The organism is Pantoea cypripedii (assembly GCF_002095535.1).
Taxonomy (GTDB): Bacteria; Pseudomonadota; Gammaproteobacteria; order Enterobacterales; family Enterobacteriaceae; genus Pantoea; species Pantoea cypripedii.
This window is the reverse complement of record NZ_MLJI01000002.1, coordinates 1,341,777-1,361,050: the sequence shown is the minus strand read 5'-3', so window position 1 is coordinate 1,361,050 and position 19,274 is coordinate 1,341,777. Positions and strand designations below refer to the sequence as shown.

The 19,274-nt window shown below is 55.1% G+C and carries 20 protein-coding genes and 2 pseudogenes; 5 read left to right on the top strand and 17 right to left on the bottom strand.

All coding sequences use genetic code 11. The features are described from left to right. Nucleotide 1: 1 nt before the first annotated feature. Nucleotides 2-1,666 carry a ShlB/FhaC/HecB family hemolysin secretion/activation protein gene (locus tag HA50_RS27700; protein WP_084879984.1) on the bottom strand — a complete coding sequence of 555 codons (1,665 nt, stop codon included), beginning with the start codon at nt 1,664-1,666 and terminating at the stop codon, nt 2-4. Between the two features lie 412 nt (nt 1,667-2,078). On the opposite strand from HA50_RS27700, the pseudogene HA50_RS32085 reads away from it, so the two are divergent. Next, nucleotides 2,079-2,168 (top strand): annotated as a pseudogene (locus HA50_RS32085) (DNA polymerase V subunit UmuD); the annotation flags it as partial. Between the two features lie 50 nt (nt 2,169-2,218). Here the strand turns inward: HA50_RS32085 and HA50_RS27695 are convergent. The 5 genes and pseudogenes from HA50_RS27695 to HA50_RS27675 all read right to left on the bottom strand — a co-directional run bounded on the left by HA50_RS27695 (nt 2,219) and on the right by HA50_RS27675 (nt 8,210). Next, nucleotides 2,219-3,118 carry a Kdo hydroxylase KdoO gene (locus tag HA50_RS27695; protein WP_084879981.1) on the bottom strand — a complete coding sequence of 300 codons (900 nt, stop codon included), beginning with the start codon at nt 3,116-3,118 and terminating at the stop codon, nt 2,219-2,221. Nucleotides 3,119-3,410: 292 nt separating this feature from the next. Then, a pseudogene (locus HA50_RS27690) lies at nt 3,411-4,229 on the bottom strand (integrating conjugative element protein); the annotation flags it as partial. An 11-nt stretch (nt 4,230-4,240) separates the two neighbouring features. Next, nucleotides 4,241-5,212, bottom strand: coding sequence for a TIGR03756 family integrating conjugative element protein (locus tag HA50_RS27685; protein WP_084879978.1), 972 nt, complete (start codon nt 5,210-5,212; stop codon nt 4,241-4,243). Next, nucleotides 5,209-5,616, bottom strand: coding sequence for a TIGR03757 family integrating conjugative element protein (locus tag HA50_RS27680; protein WP_084879976.1), 408 nt, complete (start codon nt 5,614-5,616; stop codon nt 5,209-5,211). The genes HA50_RS27685 and HA50_RS27680 overlap by 4 nt, the downstream gene beginning before the upstream one ends. Nucleotides 5,617-5,783: 167 nt before the next feature. Continuing rightward, on the bottom strand, nt 5,784-8,210 hold the full coding sequence (locus HA50_RS27675; RefSeq protein WP_084879973.1) for an ATP-binding protein: 2,427 nt from the start codon (nt 8,208-8,210) through the stop codon (nt 5,784-5,786). A gap of 129 nt (nt 8,211-8,339) precedes the next feature. Between HA50_RS27675 and HA50_RS27670 the strand changes: the two genes are divergently transcribed. Further along, nucleotides 8,340-8,573: a PerC family transcriptional regulator gene (locus tag HA50_RS27670; protein WP_084879970.1), complete on the top strand. Its 234-nt coding sequence runs from the start codon at nt 8,340-8,342 to the stop codon at nt 8,571-8,573. A gap of 15 nt (nt 8,574-8,588) precedes the next feature. Continuing rightward, nucleotides 8,589-9,014, top strand: coding sequence for a GNAT family N-acetyltransferase (locus HA50_RS27665; RefSeq protein WP_084879968.1), 426 nt, complete (start codon nt 8,589-8,591; stop codon nt 9,012-9,014). Between the two features lie 96 nt (nt 9,015-9,110). Here HA50_RS27665 and HA50_RS27660 read toward each other — a convergent pair whose 3' ends face one another. The 11 genes from HA50_RS27660 to HA50_RS27610 are packed head-to-tail and all read right to left on the bottom strand — an operon-like array spanning nt 9,111 to nt 17,379. Next, the gene (locus HA50_RS27660; RefSeq protein WP_084879965.1) at nt 9,111-9,515 is read right to left on the bottom strand and encodes a hypothetical protein; all 405 of its coding nucleotides are present in this window, start codon (nt 9,513-9,515) and stop codon (nt 9,111-9,113) included. Continuing rightward, nucleotides 9,512-12,325, bottom strand: coding sequence for a conjugative transfer ATPase (locus tag HA50_RS27655; protein WP_084879962.1), 2,814 nt, complete (start codon nt 12,323-12,325; stop codon nt 9,512-9,514). Before HA50_RS27655 ends, HA50_RS27660 begins: the two co-directional genes overlap by 4 nt. Next, nucleotides 12,325-12,741, bottom strand: a complete 417-nt coding sequence (locus HA50_RS27650; protein WP_084879959.1) for a TIGR03751 family conjugal transfer lipoprotein — start codon at nt 12,739-12,741, stop codon at nt 12,325-12,327. The genes HA50_RS27655 and HA50_RS27650 overlap by 1 nt, the downstream gene beginning before the upstream one ends. Beyond that, complete coding sequence (locus HA50_RS27645; protein WP_084879956.1) at nt 12,734-12,988, bottom strand: DUF7446 family protein; 255 nt, start codon at nt 12,986-12,988, stop codon at nt 12,734-12,736. Before HA50_RS27645 ends, HA50_RS27650 begins: the two co-directional genes overlap by 8 nt. A 10-nt stretch (nt 12,989-12,998) precedes the next feature. Then, entirely contained in the window at nt 12,999-14,519 is a 1,521-nt protein-coding gene (locus tag HA50_RS27640; protein WP_084879953.1) for a TIGR03752 family integrating conjugative element protein, read from the bottom strand. Beyond that, a complete protein-coding gene (locus HA50_RS27635) occupies nt 14,516-15,424 on the bottom strand; it encodes a TIGR03749 family integrating conjugative element protein (RefSeq protein WP_084879950.1) in 909 nt (302 codons plus the stop codon). The genes HA50_RS27640 and HA50_RS27635 overlap by 4 nt, the downstream gene beginning before the upstream one ends. Then, nucleotides 15,424-16,068, bottom strand: a complete 645-nt coding sequence (locus tag HA50_RS27630; protein WP_084879947.1) for a PFL_4703 family integrating conjugative element protein — start codon at nt 16,066-16,068, stop codon at nt 15,424-15,426. Before HA50_RS27630 ends, HA50_RS27635 begins: the two co-directional genes overlap by 1 nt. Beyond that, a complete protein-coding gene (locus HA50_RS27625) occupies nt 16,065-16,439 on the bottom strand; it encodes a TIGR03750 family conjugal transfer protein (RefSeq protein ID WP_084879945.1) in 375 nt (124 codons plus the stop codon). Before HA50_RS27625 ends, HA50_RS27630 begins: the two co-directional genes overlap by 4 nt. Nucleotides 16,440-16,448: 9 nt before the next feature. Next, nucleotides 16,449-16,814 (bottom strand): TIGR03745 family integrating conjugative element membrane protein, encoded by a 366-nt coding sequence (locus HA50_RS27620; RefSeq protein ID WP_084879942.1) that lies wholly within the window; start codon nt 16,812-16,814, stop codon nt 16,449-16,451. Nucleotides 16,815-16,825: 11 nt separating this feature from the next. Then, entirely contained in the window at nt 16,826-17,071 is a 246-nt protein-coding gene (locus HA50_RS27615; protein ID WP_084879939.1) for a TIGR03758 family integrating conjugative element protein, read from the bottom strand. Further along, the gene (locus HA50_RS27610; protein WP_084879938.1) at nt 17,062-17,379 is read right to left on the bottom strand and encodes an integrative conjugative element protein, RAQPRD family; all 318 of its coding nucleotides are present in this window, start codon (nt 17,377-17,379) and stop codon (nt 17,062-17,064) included. The genes HA50_RS27615 and HA50_RS27610 overlap by 10 nt, the downstream gene beginning before the upstream one ends. 259 nt (nt 17,380-17,638) lie before the next feature. Here HA50_RS27610 and HA50_RS27605 point away from each other — a divergent pair, with 259 nt between their 5' ends. Together HA50_RS27605 and HA50_RS27600 are read left to right on the top strand one after the other, a co-directional pair. Beyond that, entirely contained in the window at nt 17,639-18,703 is a 1,065-nt protein-coding gene (locus tag HA50_RS27605) for an HNH endonuclease signature motif containing protein (RefSeq protein ID WP_084880302.1), read from the top strand. 9 nt (nt 18,704-18,712) lie between these two features. Then, on the top strand, nt 18,713-19,219 hold the full coding sequence (locus HA50_RS27600; protein ID WP_084880299.1) for a YrhA family protein: 507 nt from the start codon (nt 18,713-18,715) through the stop codon (nt 19,217-19,219). Nucleotides 19,220-19,274: the final 55 nt, after the last annotated feature.

Below are 19,274 nucleotides of genomic sequence, written 5' to 3'. Positions count from 1 at the left end.
CTTAGAAAACCAGCCCGATACGGGCATAGATACTGACGTGATCCGGATGCAGATAACCGGGATAACTCAGCGGGATGCCGAGCGTGTACTGGGTGTAGAAGTATTTATTGCGGGTGCTGAGGCCCACCGCACTGCCCCACAGCGTGCCGGTGGATTCGCGGTCCTGCGCATCACTTTTCAGCCAGCCGCCATCGACGGCGGCCAGGGCGCTGATTTCGCCCATCACCGGCAGGGTAAACAGGCTGTAATTCAGTTCATTGCGCAGGTAGCCACCGCTGTCGCCGGACAGATACTGTTCTTTAAAGCCGCGCACCGAACTTTCACCACCGATTGTCAGGCGTTCGCTGCCGTACAGCCGGTCCGGTGACCACTGGGCGTAAAGGCTGCTGAGCCACCAGAGTTTGCTGGTCACCGGGCGCTGGAAGCTGGCACTGATGCTCCATTTGCGGAACTCCGCTTTGGGTAAATCACCGGTTTTACCCGCGTCGCTTTCAGCCTCAAACCACGGCATACCCCGGCTGAACGTCGGATTCAGGGTGGCGATACCACCGAAGATTTTCTGGGTATGGTTGATACCGAACTGGATGCTGGTGATTTTGCGGCTGCTGCTTTCCAGAAGTGTGTCGTTGAGGTAGTTACGACTGGAATAATGGTTCAGTCCGAGCTGCACGCCGGTTTTGATATCGCCATTGCGGAACAACACCCAGGAGCCATTGAGGCGATGCGCAATGTTGTCGCCCGAGCTGAACCAGGTGAAGCCGTTATTCACGAAGTTGCTGTGGTAGTTGCTCCAGCTGTAGCTGTAATCCAGCAGGCCATAGCCATAAGGTACGCTGACCCCGGTCTGCAGGTTCTGTGCGTCACGCCAGTCACTGAAGGCACTGCTGCGTCCGCCGCTGACAAACCAGCGATCCGCCAGACCCAGCAGGTTATTCCCCACCAGTGAAGCAGTGAGCTGGCCGACGCCGGTACTCTTCTGCCCGCTGTTATCAAAGCCGAGTGACGCGCTGAGGGGAAATTCCGGATGTTCGGTCAGGTTCACCACCGAATAACCCACTCTGGGGGACGGCAGAATTTCAATCTGTACCGGGGTGCTGCGCACGCGGTTAATCTGCTCCATACCCTGCTCAATATCACGCAGGTTGAGGATCCGGCCCTCAAGACCGGGAAAGGCCATCGCCAGCATTAACGGATGTTTACCGTCGAGACGGATGGCATCTAATTTCCCTTCCAGTACCGGAATAATTAACTGCCCCTGCGACAGGTCCTGCTCGCTGATAAATGCCCGGCTGGTGATATAGCCGCGCTGCATATACCAGTCAGAAATGTCATGCACCAGCGAATTAATTTTTGCCAGATTCAGACACTGATTAATATAAGATGCGGTGAGTGCCTGTTGCTGTCGGGTTGATATCAGCGTGGTATTGCGGATCTCAATATGGTGAACAGGAAAACAGGGGCCAGCCTGGCCTGAAGCCGCCGCTGACGTGCTCTGCGGCGACACGGCCTGCGACAGTGCATCGCGCTGCTGCTGGTCCTGTTGCAGACGTTGCTGCTGCTGAGTCTGAATAAAATCACGGTCGCCGGGTGTTAATGGTGCGGCTACACTGTTTACAGATATCAGCATGACGCCCAGCGCCAGCCACTTCCCTGTTTTTGCCATCATCGTCGAAAGGTTTAATTAATCTGATTGTAAAGTTTGTGTAAGCAAGGAGAAGCAGAATAACACTTAAACAATCAGTTTATTCCTGGTCTGCCGGGAAAAACGATAAAGCGGGAAATATTTGAGTTACCGATAAACAGAGCATCAGGTTAAGGCAAATATTCAGATGTAATGCTTGTTGTGGGGATATCTTAATGAATCCAGAGGATGAAGGCTGGCAAATCAGATAAGCCAGACCGATACAATCTTCTCCCCGAGGTGGCCATTTTTAGCAGAACTCATCAGACTGAGAGGTTGTCTGCTGAGTCATGGTTCTAACCTAGCCGATAAAACAACCATATCCTGTCCTCAGTAACACCCATGTCAGATTAAATTCCCTTCCCTGACAATCTCTTCCTGAAAAGTAGTTTAACCAGACTTGATCGATTTACTCGTTCAACGGCCCAGCGCGACTTATTTCATTAAGCTCAGTAGTGATTCGATGATTGACGACAGGATCACTGATTCCGGCGAATGGCCAATTATGGCCGAAACAAGTCGGAATCAGCGGTCAAATTAAATCAACGGTTTATGCAGTAAAGACTCTAGTATCTTCAGTGGTGCATTCTTTGGTTCCTGCATGGCGTCCACCGGCAAAAGGAAAGTTTGTTCCAGCATAAATTGTCCGCCCATAGCGGCATGCGGCGTCCCATCTGAAAAACAGATCCAACTGCTACCGGAAGGAAATTCGATCGCAACCTGGGGACCGTTCTTCTGATAATCAGCATCGGCTTTCATTGCATCGTGAAGTTGCAGCATTAAATGGTCGTAGTGACTACGCAGGCTTTTGGTTATCCCGAATGTGTATTGCAGCCTGCTGAGTAACGGAGAGTAACCTTTCAGGCGCGGTAGAAATCGTTGTGCAAGTGTCGGGAACGTTTCCCCGACCCGCCACGAACGATTTTCTGCTGTGGGGTTAATATTAGTGAAGATACGCAGAATACGTTCGCCGTAATTAGGCCGCGAAGGGAACGCATCTACGTGCAAGCGACGGTCGTCTTTACGCCATGAGGTGTTTTGCGTCCATTCTTTTACCGGATGCAGACGCAGGCTATTAGTAGGACTATGTAGTTTTTGCTGATATTCGGGAAGGATCGCCGCAATCAACTGAAGACAAGCCTGATAATGCCGCTGCAGGAGTAGACTAATAGCTGGCTCGTGTATCGCCGTCGCCACCCCGGCAAGTTTATTTTTTAGCGGTTGGTAGCTAATGTTTTTACGTTTCGGATCAACCAATGCCGGGTCAAGTAATAGCATCTCCTCATCTGTCAGCGAAAAACTAAGGTTGGGTAAGAAGATGACTTTACCTTTCTCAAGTGCATCAACGGCCGACATCGAGGACTCTGTATCGCTGCTCCAATGACCAAGAGGTAGTGAATAAATAGCATTATCATAATTAGTTGTTATTTCTGACATAGTTAGATCCTTGCTCATTTAGCACACACAAATTACACCATTTTAAAATGCGCGTTTATAAATTAGTGCGATTTGAAATCAGATTAAGTTTTCATCTACACCCAGAACATTTGTCCCAATGTTTTTGGGCATTAAAGATATCAATTCAAATTTATTTGAGGGATCTCTTCTTTACGCATCAGGTCTCGTTACGTACCTTTTATGTAGAGTTTGGTAGCATTGACCTGCCCACAGTTAAAAACGATTTTCCTCAAGTCTTCAGTCTACATTCTATTCCCTTACTAGCTAGCTAGACTTTTACCACCGCAGCGGCCGCATCATCGGACGACGGCCAGCGCTGACAGACGGTGCCGTTGCAACTGGCGGAACCCACGCTGCTGTTGCTGGTCACTGGCAGGCTGTTCATCATGTTATAACCGGCTTTCGCCAGGTCACGGGTGGGCTGGATGGCCTGCTGCCCCTTGCCACCACGCTTCTGGCCGCCGACCCAGGTCACACCGTCTTCACCAGTGGCCTTCTGCAGCTGCTGGTCACTGGAGACCGCATCCCCGCCGCTTGAAGCCACAATATCCTTGTACTCCTCGGATACAGCAGCCTGCTGCCACTTGCTGCCCAGCGTGTAATCGGCCAGTTTTTTTGACATATTCTGGCAATTTAGCAACGCTTTGTCGTAGCTGAGCCCCGCCTGCAGCACCCCGTTGGTGAGCATTTCATACAGCCCCGGGTTGGCACGCTGTATGGCCATTGCCGGCATGCTCATGACCGCGCCGGTCGCGCCCTGAATCACATTGCCCATCAGGTCCTTAAAGCCGCTGGTGATACCGTTGAGCTGGTTGCCTACGGTGGTTTTCAGGTCGAAGTTGCCGCACATGAGGTCACTGCTCCAGCCGCCGTTCAGCCCTAAACGCGACATGTTGCTGCGACTTGGCGGCGGGGAAATCACCGAACCGCCACCAATGGAATAAAAAAGACCGTCATTGATGGCACCGCTCACCGAGGCACCCTCCGACGAGAGCGACGTATCGACGGCCAGAGCCGGCAGGGAGATAACAGAGAGAAGCGCGAACGCCGCCAGGGGGCGGCGCAGTCGCCGCAGATGATGCTGTTTCATCAGAAAAATCCTCAGGAGAAATCGGTGCTGTAAAGGAAGGTCTGGCCACGTCGCTTGCAGCAACTGTAGGGCTGCCAGAGTGCCCAGGCGTAGTTGCCGTCTTCGGCCGTCTGTCCGCCGGTGTCGGGGAATACCGCGCAGCTCTGCGACAGCTCAGGTGAAAGGCGCTGCCACTTGTGATTTTTTGTACCGGTGTTTTCCTGCACGGGTTCGGGTGGCCAGTAACCCGGCGAACGCTGGCCGGAGAGCGGGTTGTAGACATGTAACTGCCCTTCACGGGTGATGATGTCAGCCACCCGCTGTACCACGACGGCTGCCGATTTGTAGCTGTCGGTCTGGGTGACAAAGCCGCTGCGGGGGTAAACGTTGCCCCACATATCGCCGCCGGTCGTGCTGCCGATTTCACGCTGACCGGGGATAAGCGCCTCCGGGTAGAGTGATTCCGGCACGCCGGTGCGCCAGGCCAGAGCATCGAGAGCGCTTGTGAAGTAAGGCATAAATGGCGTGGCGGCACTGTCGCACGAATAACCCGGCACCATCCCGCCGATGAGTCTGGTGGCCGGATGACCATAAGCATCACCATAGTAAAAGTGCAGGTTCTGCTTGCGTTCACCCGGGGCTTTCATCTCCTGACGGCCGCCGCCGGTGGTCACACCTGCAGCGCCACCGAGCAGCGTGCTTTCGGTACTGTCGGCCAGGCTACTGACAGCCGACATCTCGGTCCACGGATTGGCACCCGGGCTGAGGTAGGCCGAGACCACGGCTTCCGGAATAAAATGGGTGACCTTCACGGAAGTTTTCACCGAGCAGCCGAACGGGGTGCATAAAAGCCAGTAACAGATACCGCTGATGCGCCAGCTGATACAGTCCGGGCTGGCGGCACTGGAGAGCAGGCTGGCGGTATTGACGCTGGCCATCGTGCCCGTACAGACCATTAACGTGGCCAGCGCCAGCCGGCTCGGACGGGAGAAAGTCATTTTCACTGTGCGGTCTCCTTCCATACGTTCAGCTTCTGTGTGGCCACACCGACGTCGGAGGTGCCGTAAACCACCCACTTATCGTCAAACACCACGGCGGGATATTTCTCAAGGCCCAGCGACCAGGCGCGCGTGAGGCCGACATAGGCCCCGGCAAGGTCCTGCTGGCGCCGTTGAAAATCCGGTGAACTGATAACGGCACGCGCCTGCTGTTCAGCCTGCGCCGGGTCAGCTGTCAGCGGCCCGAACAGTTGCGCCTGCAGCTGGTCAGGTGCATCCAGCAGAATGACGGTCACGTCAGGACCGGGGTTGCCCGGGACAGGGTGGGTACTGTCGGTATAAATGACGGTGCCGGCCCGGACGCCGGCGGTAAGGAAAAGTGCTGCGAGGCAGCAGACAGGTAATTTCATGGAGAACACTCCCTGAGTGAATAACCCGCTCAGGGTGCGTTCAATGACGGGGCCGGTCAGTAATTAACTCTGAGCCCGGTGCTGATAATTTATTAACCGGGTTTCCTGGTTGACAGAATGCAGAATCTGCACCATCAGGCCGGTTGACAAATCCGGGATTCTGCACCTCAGGATGGCTGACCAGTGTCGCTGTCGCGCCGCCATTCCAGATAATCCAGCGCCTGCATAAACCCGGCCGCTGCCGCATTACGCTCAATGCTCCATCGTGTTTCGCCTTCCTGCATATACGGAAGCCAGTCTGCCGGGACCTTTTTCTCAAGTGGCTGATCAAAGTCCTGTTCATACAGATTATCAGCCTCACTGTATGACCGTGTATTTCTGGCATACCACTGGTCACTGTTTTCCCAGGCCTGCATGGACCAGGCTGCCAGTTCCTCCTCTTCTGAAACGGTCATATAAGCAAGAAACTCCACAACCCTGTCATTCAGATTTTCCTCAGTCGCCCCGGGTAAAATGGACAGATAATGCAATTTAAGGGACGCCAGCCACATCTGCTCGTCAGCTTCAGCCGCCCGTTGCTCATCCGTCAGCATGTTGGACGCGTCTTCCTCTGAAGCGTACCATTCTTCCAGAGCCTTCTGTTCCCGTAACCGCTCAGCCTGATTTTTCCGCGTCTGCTCAATTCCTTCCGCCACCACGCTGTTCCAGTCAGTCTCCGCCGGTGCTGCAGTGCCCGCACCGTTCAGTTGCTGGTTGAGAAAACTGAGCCGTGACGCATCTTCCGGCTCTGGCGGTGCGCTGACAGCGGCCTCAATGCCTTCATGGCTGATGACGCCCGGGAGTCCTTTTTTCTCCCGGCCGGTGCTGGCGCGCTCGGCCAGCCAGCGCTCCCGCCAGGCCGTACCTGTGGCACGTTTTCCCTCCGCCTCCAGACTGGTGGTGTACTTCATCAGCCAGACGTGCATATAGCGCTGACGGTCGGGGGCACACAGGGTACTGATATCATGGAAGCGCTGGTAGAAGGCTTCATCGTGGCCACAGTCCAGGCTGTCACCCTCATGCGCCACCTCGTGCTCCGTCAGGCTGAACAGCAGGCTGGCGGTACGCAGCGCATCAGACTTCAGCCTGCGCACGATATCAATGTTGTAGGCAATATAGGTCTCACCGTCCGTCCAGGCATCGGCCGACGTGGACTCGCCCAGCAAGATCTGGAAGCGTTTTCCGCCGTAAGAACGCGACTGATAACCCGCCTCGCCGCCCGAACAGACGGCAGCATACTGGGCCAGGCACCAGCGCAACGCTGTCCATGCCCGTCGGGTTTCCTTATCCAGTTGTATCTCACTGACCATTTGCGTGCGATCGATAAAGTTTGCACTCAGGGTCTCAAAGTCAACCAGCGCCAGCCCGGACTGCCAGCCCGTGCCCCAGCGCTGTTGTCGGGGTAACTGTTCCCGGTACGCCATCAGGTTGGTGCGGATGCGGTTCAGACATTCCATGAACTCATCCGGTTCATGGCAGCCAAAGCGTGTCAGTGTGACGGGATGAACTACCGGCGCAATACCAGCCCGGGCAATGATTTCGCCCTGCGGAACATCCCGTGCATAACGCGCGAGGGTGAAGCAGTTTTTGTCTGTTGCCGCAGGGTAGTAGCGGCACTTGCGGATGAAATGCTCAAGTGTGACGTGCCGCTTTCCCGGCAGCAGGGTGATGACCTCTTCACCGTTCATCAGTTTCTGCAGGTCCCCTTCTCCTGATAGCAGCGCCCGGGCCGTTTTCTCCCGCCTCGCTTCGGTTTTACGATGCTGTCCCTGATTGTCAGAGAAGCTCGCGGCAAGCTCACCAAACCGGTCGGCCACGGTTTTCCAGACCGGGCAGGTCTTGCGGAGGATTTCGGTGCGGGAAACGTTCAGCGCGAGGGGTTTTTTACTGACAATCATTCCCCCCACGCCCCAGAGATGACCGGGATCGTGCCGCACCAGTACGCCCTGGTTGTAAACCGACACGGCCCCTTCCTCCCGAAGGCGATACCAGGCCGCATCGTCTTCTGCATCCCATTTTTCCAGGGCCGGATTACGGGTAATAATGGTTCCATTGAGATGCACCGTGACGGGCGTATAACGTACCAGGTCGCGGATTTCCTGGAGGCAGGACATACGTTCCTGGCTGGTCAGCGGCTCATACCACTCACCGCTGATGACACACCCTTGCTCCGCCAGCGCCAGTTCTTCCAGGTCATAGTGATACCCCATTTCGCGCGTATCAACGGACATCTGCCATCGCTGCGAACGCCAGAGCGTCCGGGCATGTGCCATAATCTGCCCACGTCCAAGCCGGAAACGACCGTAAGTGGCATCGCCTTCCTGGTGCGGGGTGCCGAATCGGCCAAAGTAGCGCTTAACATCGTCGTATGATGCAAAACCCCGGCCATCGTCCCTGCAGGAGAAGCCTTCGGGGGTAATATCGATAATCACCGCGCCGGCACCGGCATCGACGCTGTTCATGATGAGTTCAATCACGGCCTTGCCGATGGAACCGGCCTGACTGTAGATGATGTGGTGGATAATCTGCGGATCAAGTTCAAAGGGATAGCGCATCGGGAAGACTCCGTCATGTGGGTTCAGGTGTCATTTTCTGAAAGTGCGCTAAGTGTTAAATAAAGAACTGTGATTGCGTCTGTGGAAGAATAACCGGCAACGTTCAGGCAGCCAGGCCGGTGGAGAAATATGGAACTGAAAGACAGTATTGCTGAATTACTGGAAAGCCGTGGTCAATGGCGCCGGGCCGCCCGTCGGTGGCTGACAGTAATGGACGGTGTGATAGATGATGTCGAACGCGAAGCGATTGTACGTCGGCGGGAACACTGTATTGATATGGGTGCGAATACCCCGCCGGACGGGCGACGTAGTGAAACACGTCGCCTGTATAAAATCCAGAGTCGCTACAACGATGGCTACTGACAGTTGAGGGTATAAATGAAAGCTATGCATATTGATGTTTCCGATGCGATCTCTACAGAGGATTTTCGCGTCATTGAAAACGGACTAAACCACTATAATGATGACATCACAGGCTTTAATGATCGCCAGCCGCTGTCGGTGATTGTCAGAGACAGCAATACCGGCAACGCCCTCGGCGGCATAACGGGTCGTTCTTCCCTAGGCCTCCTGTTTATCGATTTGGTCTGGCTGGCACCGGAACTGCGTTCTCAGGGACTGGGAAAAGAACTCCTGTCTCGTTTCGAAATTGAGGGGAAAAAACGGGGATGCATTGCGGCCGTACTCTATACCATCAGTTTTCAGGCCCCTGATTTTTACAAAAAGAATGGATGGGAGGTCTTTGGCGAAGTCAGTTGCAAACCCGATGGCACGAGTCGCGTTTTTATGAAGAAAACACTGTGAAAATGTACATTAACGCGGGCTCTTTGCCGCCCGCACCCGCAGCCTGCGTGTTTGTCAGACAGCAGACAGCGCTGTCCGACAAACACGCAGGTCCTGTTAACTGCAGATTTCCCCGCCAGTGACTCTGTCAATCTCCTTCAGCACCCACAACAGGTCGGTGGCGTCAGACACACAGACATTCCAGCGCAGACTATTTCTGAATTCAGCCTCACCAGGCCAAAGGGTATTGCCGGTCACGGTGATCAGAATATCCAGTTTTTTTTCATTTACATCAGTCAGGTGTACCGCCACGCAACTACGCCGCCCGATGCGATGCGGATAGACAGAAATCAGAACCGGCTTATCAAGACGTTTCATAATTTCGTACTGCAGTACCTCCAGCGATACACTGTCGGACTGGCCGATGGTGGCCGTTCCCTGAGGCGGGACAGTAAAAATGACAGAAGCAATCAGCGCTTTGTCAGGAACAACGACTGGCGGCGCCATAGTCAATTTTTTCATGGATTCTCCTGTGCTACAGCGATACCGCGTCTTTCATCCATACTGCGTGCGACATGAAAAGCAGCTTCCAGCTCGCTGCAGTGCAGTCGTTCCATAATCTCCCGCCGCCTGGCTTTTTCATCCTTCTCAGTCTGACCCAGCGCCAGATAAAGGCTCGGTGTGACAGCCCGGAAGAGTGCCTTAACTTTCCTTGATACAATAATACCCTCAGTATAAACATTGGGGACTTTGGTCGCTGAAAGCAGCATGGCCTTTTGCTCATCGGTCAGCGTTTTAAAACGGCTGACGTTTTCCACCTCATCAGGCGGCATTACGAGCAATATCCACCATTCGGCCATGTTGAGCATTTTTTTTGCTGTTTCAGGGAAGTCCGCCAGGTTCTGCGTGAAGATCCACAACCACGCACCGAGCTTACGCCACATTTTTGAAATTTTAGTCGCGTAGGGTCCCAGCAGTGGGTTGGCCGTCACAACGTGGCCCTCATCTATTGCCACAATAATTTCCCGGTCGCTGTACTGATCACGCTCGGCGATATTGTTGATACTGTTAAGCAGGGAAACCACCGCGACAGCCATCTGTGCCTCATAACCTTCACGGGCCAGCGTACCAAGATCAACGATGGTCACGTCAGCCTCCGGCCACGGCGTGCCAGGACGGTTGAACAACTCCCCTTCAAAACCCTCAGTGAACATTCGCAACGCCTCAGACATTTCTTCCGCCCGGGCCCGCCGCGCGGCCGTACGTTTTTCCCGGCCGTCCGCTCCCACACCGGCATCCCTGGCGATATTCTGCAGAGCGAACATCAGGTCTTCCGGCAACATCTGCCGCTCCGCATCGAAAGCGGTCCGGGCGGCGATCATAATGGCCTCACGTATCATCCCGCGATCGGCGCGCGTCATCCTCTGCTCCTCGGCCGCCTCACCGCCTGTTATCATCAGACGTGCCGCAATCTCCATCTCGCCCAGCACGTCACGCTCTTCATCCTTATCCTCATCATCATCAATATCCGGAAGGGCATCTTCACTGATGATGAGTTCATCCGGTTTTGCCTGCATCAGCAGATGTGAATCCCCGAATGGAGCAAGCGAGATGGCCTTTCCGGGTTTAATGCTGACGCGATGCACGGTGAGTCCCAGCGAGCTACAGTAATCACCAAACAGCCCGAAGCTGTTACCGGCTTCGAGCAGAAAAATACGAGGACGGTAGATAGCCATCATCTGCGCCAGCTTGACGAGAGCCGTTGCGGACTTGCCAGCCCCTGTCGGACCAAACAATAAAAGATGCGCGTTCTGCGTCCGGTCATTTTTGTTGAGGGGATCAACAGAGAGCGGTCCGCCGCCCCGATTAAAAAAAGTGAATCCCGGGTTGCCGGTGCCGGTATCACGTCCGTAAACCGGTGCCAGGCAGGCAAAGTGCTGCACGAACATCAGACGGGTATACCAGTTGTGCCGGTCCTGCGTCGGGTTAAAACACATCGGCAGGGCACGCATATAGGTGCTGAGCGGGCCAATATCGTGCTCCGGGTTAACCGGCTCCAGCCCACAGTTGAGCAGTTTGCTGCTGAGATCGAGATAGCGTCTGTCCAGTGAAGGAAGATCACGGGCTTTAATCAACAGGGTAATGGCAGCACGGTAAAGTTTGTGTTTATTACCCAGGTAGGTGCGAGCGGTGGCTGCGTCTTCACGCGCGCGCAGCGAGTCCACGTTTTCCCCCATTGAGTCGCGGCTCAGGCGGGCAAAGTTCTCCTCCAGCTTATCCTGCGGCTGAATAACCAGCGTCAGGGTGAGCACCGTCCCTTCCGGCAGCAGATCCATTATGGCGTTGATGTTATCCCCGCGCCGGACCTCGCCGGTCAGATGCCCCGTGGTGGGCGCGCTGCGCAGGCGAGCCACCGGCACCGCCTTGTGCGCCACGTCATCAAACCACCATACGCCTTTCTCACCGTCACTGCGGGGGCGGGTAAACCACAAACTTTCGCTGAAATCATTCAGTAACGGCAATTCGCCCGGAGCATCGTCAGTATGCTTCGCACACCGGTAAAGCGTGGCCTTATCCACCCAGGTTGGTTCAGGGTTAAACCAGCGCAGCAGCCAGCTGTGGATCTGCTCGCCGTTCTGCCGCTGGCACTGAATGCCTGCACCACTCAATGCGGAAGTCAGGCGATCGCAGACCTGTTTAAGCAGCACTTCGGGTGCCATCGGATCACGATACGGGGATTCAACCCAGCGGTATATGACCATGCGCGTACGTCGGACCTGACCGCGCCACGGCGCACCGGTGACGGCATCATCAAGAAACAGCCCTTTTTCAGTCGCCACATTCTGAAGGTGACGAGCCTGCTCCTGAAGCCAGGCCTCTGTGAATGCCGTTCCCTGTGCCCACGGCTTCACATATCCGCGGATTTTATCCATATAAGCTGACAGGTCTGAATCATCCTGACAGTAGAACTGCACTACCCACTGATGTGCGTCCAGCTCCGGCAGGCTGTCCTGCAAGGCATTTTCCACCACGTCACGAATTTCATCGAGCCGTGAATCCGGACGCCCCTCGGTGCCCACCGGAATAATTTCGTAAACAGCCCCGACCGACACGCCGTCATCAAGGAGAATGCACTGATGTTCCGGGAGATATTCGCCCCACGGGATATGGTCGATAATGGATGGCGCTGTGTCATAGAGCTTCGCTTCATCTCTGCGGGTCAGGCGCCCTTCGCGCGTAAGGGGCTCATGACCGTTAACGGAAAACGGCCCGTCACCGTACTGGTGTGCTTCCTGAATTTCAGCCCTGCGGCGGAAAAGTGAAAAAGCCATTACAAATCCTCCGTGCGCTCGCCGGGCAACGCGTACTGCACCTGGCTGTAGAAGGGGAAGACCGTACTGTAGCCGGGCACCGGCGTATTGCCGTCGGCCAGATGCGGGAAGACGTACATCACCAGGTCTGGATTGGGCAGCCGCGGAAACGTCTGCTGGATTTCGTTCTCCTGGGTGCGGCTGTAGCTGTCCCGAGTTTGCTGTGAAATAACACGCTCACTGTCAGTGACCGGACGGCGCAGGGTGGTCCGACTTTCACCGGTTGCATGGGTTGCAGATGCACCATCATTCCACAGCTCCAGCATGGTGCTGTCACCTGGTGGCAGCATCTCATCTTTTGACGTGCTGCAGCCGGTCAGCAACATAATCAACGTGCAGCCTGAAAGCAGGACAGAAAAGGATTTACCGCTACGCATCGGGCACCTCCGCCCCTTCCGGGTCAGTAACATAAGCTGACAGACGCAGCACGCGCCCGTCCGGGAGCGGAAAAAGCATGTCATTATTTTCCCGGGCAAGTTTCTGGCCGACGGAATACATGGCCCAGTCCGTCACGTCGTGAGGCTGCCCCTCCCATTTTCCGTTATCTTTTCTGACCGGACCGGCATACAGCCTTCCGCTGAGCGGGGAATACCCCACCCGGTATTCGAAATCAGTGTCTTGCATCAGTTTCCCCTCAGTCCATACCCGTGCCGCTGCCGGCAAGGCTGAAATCGTATTTAACCCTGCGGCCTTTTTCTTCGTAATCGATGGCCAGTTGGCGCGTGATATGCAGAGCCACTGTCTGCCCCGGTGGGACATAGATTGCGTCAAACGTCTGGCCATAGCGGGCTTTCACCCAGTCAATCGTCTCCCGCATGCCGCCGGAAAGTGCCTTACCCAGCACTGCCTGACCGGCATCACCGGTCAGCGTCGAGGTCACGCCACCATAACCGTTGGTCTGGGTGGTATTCTGGTTCTGTGCAAAGGCATCGCCAGCGGCACCGGCAGCAGCCAGTCCCGCGATGGTGGGCAGATAGGTCGAGGCATTGCTTTTGCGCGTGCCAGATATACAGGGAATACCGTTATCGTCTGAGATCCAGCCGATGCTGCTGTTATTTCCGTTCGCGTTACCGCTGTTCTGGTTGCCGCCACTGTTCTGGCCATCCGACGAGGGGAGTGTCCGTACCGTGCCGTCGGTGAAGACAAAGGTAATACTGGTGATGGACCCGCGCACGCATGACAGCGTCCAGTCCCCCGTTGCCGTGCCGGAAACAATGGCCCCCTGCACGTCGGGCAGCTCGATGCCGTTTGCCGTCAGGTTGTCTTTGCCAATCATTACTTTGAAGGGATAGGGGTCAGTCACTTTGCCATCAACGGGGATACGCCCCAGCAGCGCGGTCATGGCACGGCTCCCGACAAGTGTGGAGTTCTCAGGCAGGGTGTACACCGGGTCAGTTGCCTTCTGTGCATCCGTGAGCTGAGTCTGCACCGCTGCGGCAGTTTTCCCTGCAACCTGTTTACCTGTCTCACCCGCTTCGCTGAACGATGTGGCAAAGGAAAATCCGGTGGCGTTATTCTTATTGCTGTCGGTCACCGGCCGGCCGCTGGCATCCACGGAGACACCGTCTTTAGGCTCAACCCACTGCAGGCCATCAGAGGAAGACGATACGCCGGAAGTACTGCTGTTCAGCCCGCTGTCATAGCCAAGCCCGATCGGAATATCACTGCCGGCGCTGCTGCTTTTTCCGGATTCCGTGCCGGCACCGCCATTCTGCAACTGATCCATCAGCCGTTTGACCTGCGTGCTGAGATCAGTGACCTGCGCGCTCAGTTGCTGACGCTTCTGCGCCTCCTCAGAGCGGGCATTGCTTACTGCCTGATTAATCTGCGTGTCCACATTGCTGTTGGTTGTTTTCAGGGCTTTATTTTCGTCACTGAGCTTTTTGTTATCATCCGCGAGCGCATCGAGACGGTCCTGCACTTTGCGGAAATTGCCCACCACCGTGCGCAGTGTGTCCTGTGGGGTGTCTCCTTCAATACCCAGCGCTTTGAGGTCTTCCGGGGACAGGTCCTTAAGCGCAACATTGTTGGCATTATGAGGCGCAGCCGACTGATTTCCGCCCCCTGAGCAGGATTTCACGCCCACCACCACCGCACTGGCCAGTACCACCGGAACGGCGACTTTCACGAGAAGATTTGAGGAGGGTGCCTTCATTTTTTCGCTCTCCGTTTACGTCCGTCAGCGGGCTGCAGCGAGGGTGGCTCTGCAATGAAGGCCCCCTCCGGGCGACCAGCCGTCACCAGATAGAGGACGGTTGTATCCTCGGGTGTGCCCGCACGCCCCAGCCAGCGATGCTGAAACGTTGCCGTTACGAACTGGCCTTCCAGCACTCGGGGATCAAGAATGACCTTACCTGCAGAACGGTTGCGGACCTGCAGCGCGACGACGCTACTGCCCTGCAGACTCCAGGCTGCCATCGGCGTGACGGTGACCGGTTCAGCAGGCATCAGTGTGGTGATGACGGAAGGCAGCTTCAGTGACACCGGGCTGATACCCGGCACCGGTTCAACCGTACGCAGCGGACCGTACATATTCTGAGCCGCATAGCGGGTCAGGAGCACCGGCAGCGGTGCATTCAGTTTCGCGGGCTTACGGTCCGGCTTTGTGGTTTCCGTATCAGCCTGTTGAGCATTGCGGCCGGTACTGTCCCCGTCGCTGCTGACGGACTGTTTATCGCTGGCGGTTGCAGTGGCCACTTCGCCGTCATAGACAATTTTTACTGGTTCACGCGTGGTTTTACCCGGTGCGGCTGATACATCCAACAGGATAAGTTCCCCGTTTTCTTTGTTCTGCAACTCAAGCCGCGTCACCGGAAACGCTTCGCTGGCATCGAGATACACCGCGCCGCCGGTACTCTGAATACGCAGCTTAGAGTTGAGCGACGGGGGAAATCCTACCCTGACATTTTTATTCACAAAAACGATACGCTCCTGGCCCACTGTCAGGGGAACCTGTAAGGGGATTCGCTCCCACTTCATCAGCTCAACAGCGTCAGCCGCCCCCGACAGGGCCAGTCCGGCGAGCAGGACCAGACAGCATTTTTTTAACTGAATCTTCATCACTTTTTCTCCGGCTCAGGCATCGTAACGGCCTCCAGCCGTTGCGGCGTGGCCGCATAACAATCCAGAGCAAGTCCGAAGGGATTGCGCTCGGGGTCACCTTCCCAGCGCACCACCTTGAGGGGATAACGGACCAGCGCACGTTTTACCGGCTCAGTGTGGTAATACTCATCTGCCACCAGATCGAGCTGCGCAACCCAATGGTCCTGATCGATAATGGTGACGCTGCGACTGCTGTAACCCCTTCTTGGGATCTCATACACCACGCGCACGCGGTCCCGGAGTTCGTCGCTGTTTTTACGCATCTCCGCGTCTTTGTTCAGAAAGTCCTGGCAGGACGGTGTCAAGTAAGGACTCATCTGCGCAATTTTCGCCGGGTAGTCCACCTCGCCATTTTTGGGCCAGGAATTAAGCTGCTGAAAAATGTAGAAGGCAAAACTGTAAACGGTTGACGGTGGCACCTCCCACCATTTACGCGTGCTGCCGGAACGCAGATCCGGCGGATTATGGATGGTAAGTTCAGAGGGTGCGCGCATCCAGCCGATACCGGCCATCAGCATGCCGGCAAACAGCAGCGCACAGGCAATGCGCAGGGAGAATATGTGGTTATCACGCGCGGTCATACCGTTGCGAAAGCGACTCATGGCTGACCTCCGCGTTTTATCGCTGTGGTACGTTTCATTTCCCACGCCCGGCTGTTGAGGATCATGGTTCGGGAGAGGCCGGTGCGGCAGCGGATTTCCTCCAGGCGTTGCCAGATGTAGTTCTCCGGCTTACCGCGCTTGTAACCCGCAATCCAGCCGCCACCGAAGAAGATGACGAACAACGGCATCAGCAGCATGCAGGTGGGAAAAGCCAGCCAGCCGATAAAGGGCACCAGTGCCAGCGGCACCGCCAGTGGTATACCGGCAATAACGCCGGTGATGGCCGCCAGCAGGAATTCACCGGAGGTGAAGCCTTTCCATACCACTGGGGGGTTATTCAGCCGGTCAGGCAGGAAGTCAATGACGGCCATGTTCTCTCCTTACAGGATGTCAGAGGCTTTGGTCGCCAGATAAATAACAATAAGGATAAGAATGATGCCGACCACCCCGTAGAGCAGAAATTCCGTCCAGGAGCCTTTGCCCTTGCGGATATCATGGAAAGACGTGATAACAGCATGCGCCACGGCCAGAAATGCGCCCACGCAGATAATCAGGCCGAGCGCGAGACCACCCATTTTGGCGTACCCCATCATGGTGTTATACGTCCCGCCACCGCCACCTGTCGTGGGTTGTTCAACACTGGGGAGATCGGCCAGCGCATGACCTGTAATAAACAGCCCGCTCAGCATCAGATGCTTTGCACGGGCGAATGTGGCGCGATAAAGCCTGAGTAACATGGATTTCATTGGATTGTCCTTTAGTGGAAAAAAAGAAACAGCATTGCCAGGTAAAGCACGACCAGCCTGACGGCAAGCTCATTGAACTGACGGAACGTCACGGATTTCGACACAACTCCGCGATAGGCCTGCACCAGAGCCCAGGCGCTGAAAAGGAGAATGACGACCGCGAGCGTACCGAGTACCAGTGTGTTCAACTGCGAAGGCGTCAGGCTGCTGCCGGTGCCGGCGCTCCAGCCGTTAAGTTGTGCACCGTTCATCGCCATGCCGGTTCCTGTGCACGGTACTGCCCGGTAACGGAAGACGACGGTGACGCTGGCTGCGCGCGTGAGGGTTCCAGGTAGGTCGAGATCCCCTGTTTCATGGTGGAGATATCGCGCGTCGCCTGCTGGTAATCGAAGTAAAAACGGGCATCCTGAGTCTGGTTCGCCACCACGCGGGCGCGGTCCAGCCCGGCCTGCACCTGGTCGAGCTGGCGCATGACCAGCGCGAGCTCGTCTTTCTCGGAAGCGTGGCACTGCAGCGCGGGCAGTGCTGCCATCAGCAGTGCTGTGAGGATTCTGGTGTGAGGCATTCTGCGGCTCTCCGGTTAACTTGTCGTCGGGAGAGTGGCGCAAAGCGGCGGGGCTTACAGCAGGAAATTCTTTATGGGTCAGCGAAAATTAATACCGGAAGCCCCTGACATATGATCAGAACAAAACAGAACGGCCTGACGCTTATCGCGACGTTCTCTTTTCCCGGAATATCCACCCCGGGGACATCAGGCTGGTTTTGCCGTTTTATTACGTATGGATAATAATCAGACGTGTAATGACAAGACTAAAGGGATGTTTATGCTTCATCACTGTGTGGCAAAATCACTGGATGACCTCTGGCTTGAGGATATTCCACACATTATCCATCCGGATACGGCGGTACGAGACCTCGGGGATACCGCACGGGAAAACCGAATCTTTCAGGAGTGGAATTTGCCGCAGGGATACAACCTGTTTGTCAGCCGGTATCACCAGTTCCACTTTCAGCGCCCCTGGATGGCATATCGTGACACACTGGACGACATCAGGTCCGGAAAGGTCGTTCTGCTGAGAAAAAATATGCCCGGCCATGCCATCAATGGCGTGTTAACTTCTTCCGGGAACCTCCGCAGTGACCTGCCCCTGTTCCTTCATTCGCGGCTCAGCTACCTCATCTCACATCAACTGAAACGACCGGCTTGGTACGTTCGCCCGTCAGCGCCAGTGCAGCATGCTCAGACAGCAAAAACTATCAATAGTAAAGCCGCCGGTCGGCTTCTGGCCGCTGGCGGTATCTACAATGGAAACGTTGAGGGTTTCCGAAAAACGGCTGAACAGCTCGGTGGCGATGCCATAAAGGGATATGACCAGGTACTTAACGAAACAACCTCAGGCATGATGGTTGCTGCGGCATCAATTCTGGTCGTCAGGAACCCGATGTCGGCAGAGGAACTCACCAGTTATCTGGGAAAGTATAAGAAAGCCCACGTACTGCTGGATGATATGAACGTCACCCAGCTTAACTACCTTCGTCGTGACCGCGCCGAGTACAACGCGCTACGCGGGCAATTCAACAGTACTGTACGTCCCGGTTTCCTCAAGTCTCTTTCCGATCACCCTGACGCACTGTCAACGTTTGATTCGAACGATATCCTCCGCCTTGCCAACGGAAATGTGCCGTCAGGATGGCAGGTTCACCACAAAATCCCACTTGATGATGGTGGCACTAATAATTTTGATAACCTGATATTGATCCAGAACTCGCCTTATCATTCCGCTCTCTCAAAGACGCAGGCGATCATAACCAAAGACCTCCCTTACAATGCCAGTACTGAGGTTTTGTGGCCTTCGCCGAATGGGGTGATTTACCCGGTAAGGAAGTAAAATATGCCTATGAAAGATACAAAACAGCTGATCGGTGACTTCAATACTCTGATGGTTGCCAGTAACTATCCAGTAGCCAGCCCGGTAGATCAGAACGTAATGGACGACCTGATGCGTAAAGCGCCCCCAGGAGAATGGGGGGCACAGAAAACTTCCGTTTACGAAGATATTCAGAGCCTTATATTAAACCGGAAAGACTATTCTGATATGTTCAAAATCATGGATGGCCTGGAGTTCAACGGCCTGACGCTATACAACTTAGTACAGTCAGAAAACGGTGAACCTCTGTGGTCCAATATCTACGTCCGCAACTTTGAGACGAGAGACAATGAAATCTATGTTGATCCGAATCTCACAGATAAAGTGCTGATTGGTGAAGATGGTATGTCCTTATTCGTTTACAGCCTCAAAGAAGACTGCTTTCAGATCCGTGATAAAGCATCGACAGAATATGTGATTGAGTCTCATGAAAAATTCAGTGATTTTTTAACTGCACTGTTCCAGACAGTTAACTGATTTACTGCAGCATCCGAAACATGACAGGAACGAGCCCGCAGCAGCCAGAGGGAAT